12 protein-coding genes are annotated in these 11365 nt (G+C 60.6%); 11 read left to right on the top strand and 1 reads right to left on the bottom strand.

Features of this window, described 5'->3' with window-relative positions; all coding sequences use genetic code 11:
- The 8 genes from BN1127_RS11780 to BN1127_RS11745 form a co-directional block, all read left to right on the top strand.
- Positions 1–738, top strand: a 738-nt coding sequence (locus BN1127_RS11780; protein WP_042649574.1) for an N-acetylmuramoyl-L-alanine amidase, incomplete at its 5' end; no start/stop codon positions are given.
- A 180-nt stretch (positions 739–918) separates the two neighbouring features.
- The gene (gene mutL, locus BN1127_RS11775; protein WP_005327259.1) at positions 919–2790 is read left to right on the top strand and encodes a DNA mismatch repair endonuclease MutL; all 1872 of its coding nucleotides are present in this window, start codon (positions 919–921) and stop codon (positions 2788–2790) included.
- A gap of 81 nt (positions 2791–2871) precedes the next feature.
- Positions 2872–3804, top strand: a complete 933-nt coding sequence (gene miaA / locus BN1127_RS11770) for a tRNA (adenosine(37)-N6)-dimethylallyltransferase MiaA (RefSeq protein WP_081805770.1) — start codon at positions 2872–2874, stop codon at positions 3802–3804.
- Between the two features lie 72 nt (positions 3805–3876).
- Complete coding sequence (gene hfq, locus BN1127_RS11765) at positions 3877–4140, top strand: RNA chaperone Hfq (protein WP_011704864.1); 264 nt, start codon at positions 3877–3879, stop codon at positions 4138–4140.
- A gap of 63 nt (positions 4141–4203) precedes the next feature.
- Positions 4204–5490 (top strand): ribosome rescue GTPase HflX, encoded by a 1287-nt coding sequence (gene hflX, locus BN1127_RS11760; protein WP_042649573.1) that lies wholly within the window; start codon positions 4204–4206, stop codon positions 5488–5490.
- A gap of 82 nt (positions 5491–5572) precedes the next feature.
- Complete coding sequence (hflK, locus tag BN1127_RS11755; RefSeq protein ID WP_041206349.1) at positions 5573–6721, top strand: FtsH protease activity modulator HflK; 1149 nt, start codon at positions 5573–5575, stop codon at positions 6719–6721.
- 3 nt (positions 6722–6724) lie between these two features.
- Complete coding sequence (gene hflC / locus BN1127_RS11750) at positions 6725–7609, top strand: protease modulator HflC (protein ID WP_041206348.1); 885 nt, start codon at positions 6725–6727, stop codon at positions 7607–7609.
- An 85-nt stretch (positions 7610–7694) separates the two neighbouring features.
- Positions 7695–7883 (top strand): DUF2065 domain-containing protein, encoded by a 189-nt coding sequence (locus BN1127_RS11745; RefSeq protein WP_005327246.1) that lies wholly within the window; start codon positions 7695–7697, stop codon positions 7881–7883.
- 92 nt (positions 7884–7975) lie between these two features.
- On the opposite strand, the gene ispB is transcribed toward BN1127_RS11745, so the two are convergent.
- Positions 7976–8947: an octaprenyl diphosphate synthase gene (ispB, locus tag BN1127_RS11740; RefSeq protein ID WP_005327245.1), complete on the bottom strand. Its 972-nt coding sequence runs from the start codon at positions 8945–8947 to the stop codon at positions 7976–7978.
- A gap of 242 nt (positions 8948–9189) precedes the next feature.
- On the opposite strand from ispB, the gene rplU reads away from it, so the two are divergent.
- The 3 genes from rplU to cgtA all read left to right on the top strand — a co-directional run bounded on the left by rplU (position 9190) and on the right by cgtA (position 11171).
- Positions 9190–9501, top strand: coding sequence for a 50S ribosomal protein L21 (gene rplU / locus BN1127_RS21480; RefSeq protein WP_005304210.1), 312 nt, complete (start codon positions 9190–9192; stop codon positions 9499–9501).
- Positions 9502–9518: 17 nt separating this feature from the next.
- Positions 9519–9776, top strand: a complete 258-nt coding sequence (rpmA, locus tag BN1127_RS11730) for a 50S ribosomal protein L27 (RefSeq protein ID WP_005911261.1) — start codon at positions 9519–9521, stop codon at positions 9774–9776.
- Between the two features lie 189 nt (positions 9777–9965).
- The gene (gene cgtA, locus BN1127_RS11725; RefSeq protein ID WP_005327243.1) at positions 9966–11171 is read left to right on the top strand and encodes an Obg family GTPase CgtA; all 1206 of its coding nucleotides are present in this window, start codon (positions 9966–9968) and stop codon (positions 11169–11171) included.
- Positions 11172–11365: the final 194 nt, after the last annotated feature.

Raw genomic sequence — 11365 nt, 5'->3', positions numbered from 1 at the left:
GGCAAGGTATTGGCCGAGTCCGATCCCAACCCCTATCTGGCGCAGACCTTCCTCGATCTCTCCATGGACAAGTCTCGCGCCGAGGGATACGACGTCAGTCGCCAGATCCTGCGCTCCATGGGACGGGTGGCCCGGCTGCACAAGAAGGCGCCGGAACACGCCAGTCTGGCGGTGCTTAAGGCGCCGGACATCCCCTCGGTACTGGTGGAGACGGGCTTTATCTCGAACCATGCGGAAGAGAAGCTGCTGGCTACCGCCAGCTATCAGGATCAGCTGGCCCGGGCCATCTTCGAGGGGATCCGCAATTATTACCGCAGCCACCCGACCAAGGGCCCCATGATGACCGGCAAGGGGCAGCAATTGGCTAGCGTCAGTCAGCCTGCGGCGAAAAAGGCGGCGGTTGCCCCCGCGCCCCGGCAGCAGGTGGCCAACCGCATGCCGGCGACAGTACCGAGCCGCAGCAGTGATGGCGGTGCCCCGGTCAGCAGTGTCGGCAGCGCCTCCGGTGCCGGGGTGATAAAACCCTACAAGGTGGCGGCCAAGGAGCCGAGCATGCCGGTCGCAAGCAGCCAGCGCGACGACAAGTCCCAGATGATCCGCCACGTGGTCACTCGCGGCCAAAGCCTCTCCCGCCTCGCCGAGAAGCACGGGGTGAGCCAGGCGCGGCTGGTGGAGATCAACAAGCTCAAGTCACGGGATATCCAGATAGGGCAGGTGCTCTACATTCCCCAAAACTAACGCGCGGGAGCTGGCGATGCAGGGCCGAGGGGCGCCCGGATTGGCGCTCAAGCCAGGCCGTGCCCTGCATTGTTCGCCACGTCGGCCAACCGGATGGCTGCTGGCGAAGGTGCGGTGGCGCGGCCCGTCCACGTGTTGAAAGTGTCTTAACCCCGCAAGCGAAACCATCAGGAGTAAGCCATGCCGATCCGTATATTGCCTCCTATCCTGGCCAACCAGATTGCTGCCGGCGAGGTGGTGGAGCGGCCCTCCTCTGTGGTGAAGGAGCTGGTGGAAAACAGCCTGGATGCGGGGGCCGACCGGGTCGAGATCGACATCGACAAGGGGGGCGCCAAGCTTATCCGCATCCGTGACAACGGCAGCGGCGTCGCCAAGGAGGAGCTGGTGCTGGCGCTGTCACGACACGCGACCTCCAAGGTGGCGACCCTGGATGACCTGGAAGGGATCAACAGCCTCGGTTTTCGTGGCGAGGCGCTCGCCTCCATCAGCTCTGTCTCCCGTCTCACCTTCACCTCCCGCACCGCGGAGCAGTCCGAAGCCTGGCAGGCGCAGGCCGAAGGGCGCGAGATGAGCGTCACCGTCAAGCCGGCGGCCCACCCGGTGGGGACCACGGTAGAGGTGGTGGACCTCTTCTTCAACACCCCGGCGCGGCGCAAGTTCATGCGCAGCGAGAAGACCGAATTTGCTCACATCGACGAGCTGGTACGCCGCATCGCGCTCTCCCGCTTCGACATTACCTTGATCCTGCGCCACAACGGCAAGGTGGTGCGCCAGTACAAGGCTGCCAATACGGTGCCTGAACAGGAGCGCCGCCTCGCCGCCGTTTGCGGCACTCCCTTCATGCACCACGCGCTGGCGGTGGAGAGCGAGCACAGCGACGTGCGTCTGTGGGGCTGGCTGGCGCTGCCTGCGGGGGCCAGGCCGCAGAACGATCTGCAATATACCTATGTAAACGGCCGCATGATGCGCGACAAGCTCATCAACCACGCCATCCGTCAGGCTTATGACGAGCTGCTGCCCGCCGGCAGCTTCGCCGCCTATGTGCTCTACATCGAGCTGGATCCCCGTCAGGTGGATGTGAACGTCCATCCCGCCAAGCACGAGGTGCGTTTCCATCAGGCGCGACTCATCCACGACTTCATCTTCCAGGCGCTCTTTACCGCCCTGCGCCGGGAAGGGGTGGGGGCCAGCGAGCCGGATGCGCCACTCGCCGAAACCCTGGTCGAGCTGCCGACCAGCTCGCAGATAGAGTATCCAGGCCAGGCGCCGCGCCCCGAGTGGTATGGTGCCGAGCACAGCTACAGAGCCCCCGCCCAGACGCGGGATGGCGGCGCCGTGCGCGAAGGTGCTGGCCGCGCGGGCAGCTACCAGCCCCCCGAGCCCCCCAGCCGGGAGGCGATGCGCGGCATGGGCGCCCTGCTCACCATCCTGCCGGTAGCGGGGGAGGTATCTCAGGCTGCCCCCGTCACCCCGGCCGGTTCGCCGCCGCACGGGACTCGCGCCCTGACCCTGGTGGAACAGGCCTATCTGCTGATCGAGCGAGAGGGACAACTGGCGTTGCTCTCCCTGGTGCGGGCCGAGCGGGTGTTGCTGCGCCACTGGTTGCTGGAGACCTGGGGCCAGGGGCTGGCGGCGCAACCCCTGCTGCTGCCGGTCTCCTTCAAGCTGCCAAAGAACCTGATTGCGCTGGTGACCGAGCAGGAACGTTTGCTCAAACGCATGGGGCTGGAGTTGAAAAGCGGGGGACGCGACACCATGATCCTGACTCGGGTGCCTGCCTTGTTGCGCCAGACCGATCTGGTGCGTCTCTTACCCGAATTGCTGCAATTGATCGAGAGCGGATCTGACAGTGATGCTGGCCAGCAGGCTGAAGTACTATGCCAGTGGCTGGTGGAGCAGGGGATAAGCACCGAGAAAATATATGATTTTTCAACTGCCAGCCGGCTGCTGACGGAACTTGTGACCGATTTCAGTGACCAACTGGCAGACATTCGCATGGCGCGCCCTCTGTCGTTGGCGGCCGTGCTGGAAGGGTTTGCACAAGGCGATTGAGTCGCCGGGGCTGACCTCTTCCATTCATTGATAGCTATTTGCATGGTACGCCTCCCGACGAGGCGACCGTGCCAGAGGAACATGAAAGTGGCTGACTTGCCGACTGCAATTTTTCTGATGGGGCCGACGGCCTCCGGCAAGACGGATCTCGCCATTGAACTGTGCCAGGCCCTGCCCTGCGACATCATCAGCGTGGACTCCGCGCTCATCTATCGCGGCATGGACATAGGCACCGCCAAGCCGACTGCCGCCGAGCTGACCCAGGCGCCTCATCGCCTGATCGACATCCTGGATCCGGCCATGAGCTATTCGGCGGCGGATTTCTGCCGCGATGCCCTGCGGGAGATGAAAGAGATCGCCGACCGCGGCCGCATCCCGCTGCTGGTGGGGGGCACCATGCTCTACTTCAAGGCGCTGCTGGAGGGGCTCTCTCCGTTGCCCTCCGCCGATCCGGCCATTCGCGCCGAGATTGAGGCAGAGGCCGCCCGCCTCGGCTGGCAGGCGCTGCACGACGAGCTGGTGCGCATCGACCCGGTGGCCGGGGCGCGGATCCATCCCAATGACCCGCAGCGGCTCAGCCGGGCGCTCGAGGTCTATCGCATCAGCGGCAAGACACTGACCGAACTGACCCAGGTGCAGGGGGAAGGCTTGCCCTACCGGGTGCACCAGTTTGCCATCGCGCCGAGCGATCGCGCCGTGCTGCATCAACGCATCGAGCTGCGTTTCGACAAGATGCTGCAAGGGGAGTTCGAACAGGAGGTCAGAGCGCTCTATGAGCGGGGTGATCTTCACCCGGATCTGCCAGCTATCCGCTGCGTTGGCTACCGCCAAATGTGGGACTACCTGGCAGGGGAAGTGGGATATGATGAGATGCGTTATCGTGGCATCGTGGCCACCCGTCAGCTGGCCAAGCGTCAGATGACCTGGTTGCGTGGCTGGCCCGACCTGACCTGGTTGGAATCTGGTGAGTCTGGCAATGTGGCCAGGGTGGTCGCCCGAGCTGGTGCGGCTTGACACTCCCTGTATAATCAGGTTGTTATATTGATATCCGGTGTTTAAAAACAACAAACTATAAGGAAAAGAAAGATGGCTAAGGGGCAATCTCTCCAAGACCCGTTTTTGAATGCGCTGCGCCGTGAGCGGATTCCTGTTTCTATCTATTTGGTGAACGGCATCAAACTGCAGGGTCAGATCGAATCGTTTGACCAGTTTGTCATTTTGCTGAAGAACACCGTGAGCCAGATGGTCTACAAGCACGCCATTTCCACCGTGGTGCCGGCCCGTGCCGTCAACCATCACCAGCACGCCCCGGGCGCCGCCGGTGAAGAGCAGGGTGAAGCCGAGGCGTGATATCCCGCGGCGAGCCCACTCGCCAACTCAGAATCATCATGATACCTGTCAAGGAGCAAGCGCTTGTTTGACCGTTACGAAGCTGGTGAACAGGCCGTTCTGGTACATGTCAACTTCAGCGATGAGGGTGAGCGCGAGGATCTGGACGAGCTCAAGATGTTGGTGAGCTCGGCCGGGGTCAATGCGCTGGGGGTGATCACCACCAGCCGCAGCGCGCCCAGTGCCAAATTTTTTGTCGGTAGCGGCAAGGCGGAAGAGATCGCGTCCCAGGTCCAGATGCTGGGTGCGGACGTGGTCATCTTCAACCATGCTCTGACCCCTGCCCAGGAACGCAACCTGGAGCGTCTGTTCCAATGCCGTGTGGTGGACAGGACAGGCCTCATCCTCGATATCTTCGCTCAGCGCGCCCGTACCCACGAAGGCAAATTGCAGGTCGAACTGGCCCAGTTACGCCATCTTTCCACTCGCCTGGTGCGAGGCTGGACCCACCTTGAGCGTCAGAAGGGCGGGATCGGTCTGCGCGGCCCGGGTGAAACCCAGCTTGAAACCGACCGACGCCTGCTGCGAGAGCGCATCAAGGCTATTTTACGCAGGCTCGACAAGGTGGCGAAGCAGCGGGAGCAGGGGCGTCGCGCCCGCAACCGCAACGAGGTGCCGACCGTGTCGCTGGTGGGCTACACCAACGCCGGAAAGTCCACTTTGTTCAACCAACTTACAGATGCCAGCGTGTATGCTGCCGACCAACTGTTCGCAACCCTGGATCCCACCCTGCGTAAATTGGTGATCCAGGATGTGGGTGATGTGATCCTGGCGGATACAGTTGGATTTATTCGGCACTTGCCCCATGATCTGGTCGCGGCCTTCAAGGCGACGCTGCAGGAGACCCGCGAAGCGGACTTGCTGCTGCACGTCGTGGACTGTGCCGATGAGCAGATGCAGGAGAATGTCGATTCGGTGCAGACAGTGCTGGCCGAGATCGAAGCGGACGACCGTCCCCAGCTGATGATCTGCAACAAGATCGACAAGCTGACCGATCGTCCGGCCGGTCTGGAGCGGGATGACGAAGGGCGCCCGCAACGGGTCTGGCTGTCGGCCCAGACGGGTGAAGGCAGTGAATACCTGTTCCAGGCCCTGACCGAACTGCTGGCCGGGTCCATGGTTCATCACAGCCTGCAGTTGCCGCCCTCGGCCGCAAGACTGCGCAGTGCGCTCTATCGGCTGAAAGGCATCGAGCAGGAAGGTTTCAGCGAGGAGGGGGATTTTGTCCTGGAGGTTCGCTTGCAGCTTGCCGACTGGAACCGCCTCATGAAACAAGAAGGTGAGAGTTTACAACGCTTTATCAGGCATTGATCCGGCGATGAAGACAAGCTTCGTCAACGGTTGATGGCTCGGTAGAGATGATATCCATCCGCATGTATTAATGGAGACGCTGATGGCTTGGAATGAGCCTGGTAACAACGGCAAAGACCGTGACCCTTGGGGGAACAACGGCAAGAATCAGGGACCCCCTGATCTGGACGAGATGCTGCGCAAGGTGAGCCGTCGTTTCGGTGGCCTGTTCGGTGGTGGCAAATCGGGTGGTGATGTGGGCAAGTTTGGCCTCTCCATCGCCCTGGTGGTGGCCGTGGTGGTGTGGGTCGTCAGCGGCTTCTACACCATCCGTGAAGCCGAGCGGGGCGTGGTACTGCGCTTTGGGGAGTACTCCCACAACGTGGATCCGGGCCTGCGCTGGAAGCCGACCTTCATCGATCGGGTGATCCCGGTGGATGTGGAATCGGTGCGCTCCCTGCCTGCCTCTGGTTTCATGCTGACCCAGGACGAGAACGTGGTGCGGGTCGAGATGGACGTGCAGTACCGCGTGGTCGATCCCGAGCAGTATCTGTTCAGCGTCACCAACGCCGACGAGAGTCTGAGCCAGGCCACCGACAGCGCCCTGCGCTACGTGGTGGGTCACACCAAGATGGATGATGTCCTGACCACGGGTCGGGAAAAAGTCCGTCAGGAGACCTGGCAGGTGATCGATGGCATCATCGAGCCCTATCAGATGGGATTGCAGATCGTCGACGTCAACTTCCTGCCGGCGCGTCCGCCGGAAGAGGTGAAAGACGCCTTCGATGACGCCATCTCCGCCCAGGAAGATGAGCAACGCTTCATCCGTGAAGCGGAAGCCTATGCCCGTGAAGTCGAGCCCAAGGCCCGTGGTCAGGTCAAGCGTCTGGAACAGGAAGCCGAAGGCTACAAGTCCCAGATCGTGCTGAAGGCCAAGGGTGAAGTCGCCCGCTTCAACGAGCTGCTGCCCCAGTATCAGTCCGCCCCCGAGTTGACTCGCGAGCGTATCTACCTGGAAACCATGGAAGAGCTCTATCAGCAAGCCAACAAGGTGCTGGTGGACATGCCTGCTGGCAACAACAGCATGATCTATCTGCCGCTCGACAAGTTGTCCGGCAAGGCCAATGCCGCGCAACCGGCGCGTCCGGCGGGCACACCTGCGGTGGAGCCGGCCCAGCCGTCCAACGAAGGGGCGAATTCCACCCCGACCCCGCTGCGTGGCGGTGACCGTTTCAGCACAGGGAGAAACTGATAGATGAAAAAGCTAGCTATTGGTGTCATCGCTGTGGCCGCCATGGTCTGCTTCTCTTCCGTCTTCATCATCGATGAAGGGCAGAAGGGAATCGTGGTGCAGTTTGGCAAGGTGAAGCGGGTTGACTCCGGCGAGCCGCGCCTCTATGAGCCGGGCCTGCACTTCAAGGTGCCGCTCATCGATCAGGTTCGCAAGATGGATGCCCGCATCCAGACCCTGGAAGGTCAGGCGGATCGCTTCGTCACCTCCGAGAAGAAAGACCTCATCATCGACTCCTACGTGAAGTGGAAGATCGAGGACTTCTCCAAGTACTACCTGGCGACCGGTGGTGGCAACAAGATCCAGGCCGAAGACCTGCTCAAGCGCAAGATCAACAACGGTCTGCGTTCCGAGATCGGTAACCGCACCATCAAGGACATCGTCTCCGGTGAGCGCAGTACCGTGATGGAAGATGCCCTGATGAAGATGGCGCGCTCCTCCGAGCTCGGCATCAAGGTGGTGGATGTGCGGATCAAGCAGATCAACCTGCCGGTGGAAGTCTCCAGCTCCATCTATCAGCGGATGCGTGCCGAGCGGACTGCCGTCGCCCGTGAACACCGCTCCCAGGGCCGCGAGCAGGCCGAGATCCTGCGTGCCGACATCGACCGCAAGGTCACCGTCATGATCGCCGACGCCGAGAGTAATGCGCGTCAGCTGCGTGGTGAAGGGGATGCTGAAGCCGCCAAGATCTATGCCGACAGCTACAAGAAGGATCCCGAGTTCTTCAGCTTCGTGCGCAGCATGGAGGCCTATCGCAAGAGCTTCGCCGGTGGCAACGACCTCATGGTCCTCAAGCCTGACAGCGAGTTCTTCCGCTACCTCAAGTCACCTCATGGTGACAAGCAGTAAGCAGGCATAGCGCCATAACCCAAAGGGCCTGATGATTCAGGCCCTTTTGCTTGATGAGACAAGGGCCCAGAGGGCAGGAGGAGTCATGCTGACAGCCATCTTGATAGGAGTGGGGCTGTTGCTGCTGTTCGAGGGGCTGGGCCCCTTGCTGGCGCCGAGGGTCTGGCAGCGGATGCTGAGACTGATGAGCGATCAGCCGCCGGAGCAGTTGCGTCGCATCGGCGGCTGCCTGGTGGTGGCGGGGGCTGTGATCCTCTGGGCACTGTCCCATTGAGCAGTCAAGACAGCGCTGATGCCTCAGAACAAAGCGCAGACCATAAAAAAGAGGCCGCAGGCCTCTTTTTTCTTGGATGCTGACACGCTGGCTCAGGCGCTGCGCTGTACCGCCATCTGGGCCAGGGTCTCCAGCGCCTGCCTGTGCTGGGAGTCAGGCAGGATGGCGAGGGCTGCGATGGCCTTGTCGGCCTCTTCCCGTGCGCGTTGACGGGCGTACTCGAGGGCACCGGTGCGGTCCAGAATGGCCAGGATGCGCTCGAGATGCTCCATGCCGTTACGGTGCTCGATGGCGTCACGGATGAGTTGACGCTCCTCCGGGGTGCCCACGGCCATGGCGCGCAGCAGCGGCAGGGTAGGCTTGCCTTCGGCCAGATCGTCGCCGACATTCTTGCCCATATCATCGCTCTGGGAGCAGTAGTCCATGACGTCGTCGATGATCTGGAACGCGGTACCCAAGTACTTGCCGTAGTCGGTCATGGCCTGCTCGACGGGCTCGGTCTGATGGGTCAGCACGGCGGCGAGGCGGGTGGCGGCTTCAAACAGCTTGGCGGTCTTGCAGTAGATGACCGTCATGTAGCTCTCTTCCGTGGTGTCCGGATCGTTGCAGTTCATCAACTGCAGCACCTCCCCCTCGGCGATGGTGTTGGTGGCATCCGACAGGATCTCCATCACCCGCAGGTTGGAGAGTTCGCTCATCATCTGGAAGGAGCGACTGTAGAGGTAGTCACCGACCAGGACGCTGGCGGCGTTGCCGAACAGCGCATTGGCGGTCTCCCGGCCGCGACGCAGGTCGGATTCATCGACCACGTCGTCGTGCAGCAGGGTTGAGGTATGAATGAATTCGATGATGGCGGCGAGCTTGAGATGGTCCTGACCCTGGTACCCCAGTGCGCGGGCTGCCATTACCGTCAGCATGGGGCGCATCCGTTTTCCGCCTGCACTGACGATGTAGAAACCTAGCTGGTTGATCAGGCTGACATCGGACTGGAGTCTGGCCAGGATCAGTTCATTGACCGCCGTCATGTCGGCGGCACAGAGCGCACGGATAGTCTGTTGGTCCATAAGTCTCGTAACGTGACGGCAGCAATTACTGCGTTTTTAGCAATGGCGGGGATTCTACACGATTTCACAATGGGTTACAGTTAAGCGTTTATTCACGGCGGCAGATATGCGCACAAAATAAACTTTTTGCTAAATTGGCCTTGCCTAGGCAAATCGTTCTGCGTAGAATGCCGGCCCATTGTTATAGGTTTTTGCGCGTGTCTGGCCTTGAGCAAAAGACACGCCTTTACGGAGTTAATCAAATGTACGCGGTATTCCAAAGCGGCGGAAAACAACACCGTGTGGCCGAAGGTCAAATCGTTCGTCTGGAAAAGCTGAACGTTGAGACTGGCGCTACCATCGACTTCAACGAAGTTCTGATGGTTGCTGCAGGCGACACTTTTAAAGTAGGTGCTCCTTTTGTTGAAGGTGGCAAGGTTGTAGCTGAAGTTGTGGCTCACGGCCGTGGCGAGAAAGTGACTATCGTCAAGTTCCGTCGTCGTAAGCACCATCGTAAGCAAGCGGGCCACCGTCAGTGGTTCACTGAAGTCAAAATCACTGGCATCAGCGCTTAATTAGAGGAGTCCGATAAATGGCACATAAAAAAGCTGGCGGTTCATCCCGCAACGGTCGCGATTCTGAAGCTAAACGCCTTGGCGTTAAGCGTTTCGGCGGCGAAACAGTTCTGGCAGGCAGCATCATCGTTCGTCAGCGTGGCACCAAGTTCCACCCTGGCACCAACGTTGGCCTGGGTACCGACCACACTCTGTTCGCTACTGCGACCGGTAAAGTGTTGTTCGAAGTTAAAGGTCCGCAGAATCGTAAGTACGTCAGCATCGTTGCTGAGTAATTACGGACCGCAAGGATCCGAAGCCCCGCCAACCTGGCGGGGCTTTTGTTTTTCTGATGAGTTTGACGAAAAAACGGCACGCGGATGAGCCGGCGCAGACGGGCCTCATCGGCCAGATGCGTCTCGCCCGAAGGGGCCTGTACCACTATAATTGCGTATCGGTTTTTCGAATTAAGGTGACGGTTACCTATGAAGTTTGTTGATGAAGTCCAGATTCGAGTCGATGCCGGTGACGGTGGTAACGGTTGTGTGAGCTTTCGCCGTGAGAAGTACATCCCGAACGGCGGCCCTGACGGCGGTGACGGCGGTGACGGTGGCGATGTCTATCTGATCGCCGATGAGAACCTGAACACCCTGATCGACTACCGTTTTGAGCGTTTCCATGCCGCCGAGCGTGGCGAGAACGGTCAGAGCGCCAACTGTACCGGCCGACGCGGCAAGGATCGCACCCTGCGCGTCCCGGTCGGTACCCGCGCCAGCGATGAAGATACCGGTGAACTGCTGGGGGATCTGACCACCCACGGCCAGAAGCTGCTGGTCGCCAAGGGCGGCTTCCACGGCCTTGGCAACACCCGTTTCAAGAGCTCGGTCAACCGTGCCCCCTATCAGAAGAGCAACGGCACCCCGGGTGAAGTGCGTACCCTGAAGCTGGAACTGCTGCTGCTGGCTGACGTCGGCATGCTGGGCCTGCCCAACGCAGGCAAGTCCACCTTCATTCGCGCCGTCTCTGCTGCTCGCCCGAAGGTGGCCGACTATCCCTTCACTACCCTGGTGCCGAACCTGGGTGTGGTACGTGGGGAGAACTCCCGCTCCTTCGTCATCGCCGATATCCCGGGTCTGATCGAGGGTGCTGCCGAAGGCGCTGGCCTCGGTATCCGCTTCCTCAAGCACCTGGAGCGTTGCCGTGTGCTGATCCACCTGGTGGATATCTGCCCGGTTGACGGTTCCGATCCCGCTGAGAATGCCGTGACCATAGTCCGGGAGCTGGAGAAGTACAGCCCCGAGCTGGCAGGCAAACCGCGCTGGCTGGTGTTCAACAAGATGGATCTGATCCTGGAAGAAGAAGCCCAGGAAGTGATGGACAGAGTCAAGGCCGCGCTGGCCTACGAGGGCCCTGTCTACCAGATCACCGCCATCAGCAAGGAAGGCACCAAGAAGGTCTGCTACGACATCCTGGATCTGCTGGACACCATGCCCCGTCAGCTGGAAGCCGATGCCAAGGCCGCCATCGAGAAGGTCGAGTTCAAGTGGGACGACTACCACAAGAACCAGCTGGCCCAGGCCGAGGCGGAAGCCCTGGCAGCCTCCAAGGCCTTCGATGAGGCGCTGGACGAGGACGACGACTGGGATGACGAAGACGACGACGGCGTCGAAGTGATCTACGTACGCGACTGAGCCTCTCTCTCGTGACAAGACCGGAGCCCCGACAGGCTCCGGTTTTTTTATGGGAGGATCGACGGGATCACCATATAGATATATTTCTCATGCCACTTATTGCCTGCCAACCGCAACTGATTATACTGCGCCCCTGAACGTAACCAATTTGAAACATTATGCTAACCTGTCAAACTGAATTGATATGCATGACT

Origin of the sequence: Aeromonas media, assembly GCF_000819985.1 — a bacterium.
Classification (GTDB): Bacteria; Pseudomonadota; Gammaproteobacteria; order Enterobacterales; family Aeromonadaceae; genus Aeromonas; species Aeromonas media.
The sequence above is the reverse complement of the archived record's forward strand: the minus strand, read 5'-3'. Positions and strand labels throughout refer to the sequence as shown.

Bases quoted from the DNA above. Each gene is read 5' to 3' on its own strand.
- mutL (WP_005327259.1), top strand. From the start codon at position 919: ATGCCGATCCGTATATTGCCTCCTATCCTGGCCAACCAGATTGCTGCC.
- miaA (WP_081805770.1), top strand. From the start codon at position 2,872: ATGAAAGTGGCTGACTTGCCGACTGCAATTTTTCTGATGGGGCCGACG.
- hfq (WP_011704864.1), top strand. From the start codon at position 3,877: ATGGCTAAGGGGCAATCTCTCCAAGACCCGTTTTTGAATGCGCTGCGC.
- hflK (WP_041206349.1), top strand. From the start codon at position 5,573: ATGGCTTGGAATGAGCCTGGTAACAACGGCAAAGACCGTGACCCTTGG.
- hflC (WP_041206348.1), top strand. From the start codon at position 6,725: ATGAAAAAGCTAGCTATTGGTGTCATCGCTGTGGCCGCCATGGTCTGC.
- BN1127_RS11745 (WP_005327246.1), top strand. From the start codon at position 7,695: ATGCTGACAGCCATCTTGATAGGAGTGGGGCTGTTGCTGCTGTTCGAG.
- ispB (WP_005327245.1), bottom strand. From the start codon at position 8,947: ATGGACCAACAGACTATCCGTGCGCTCTGTGCCGCCGACATGACGGCG.
- rplU (WP_005304210.1), top strand. From the start codon at position 9,190: ATGTACGCGGTATTCCAAAGCGGCGGAAAACAACACCGTGTGGCCGAA.
- rpmA (WP_005911261.1), top strand. From the start codon at position 9,519: ATGGCACATAAAAAAGCTGGCGGTTCATCCCGCAACGGTCGCGATTCT.
- cgtA (WP_005327243.1), top strand. From the start codon at position 9,966: ATGAAGTTTGTTGATGAAGTCCAGATTCGAGTCGATGCCGGTGACGGT.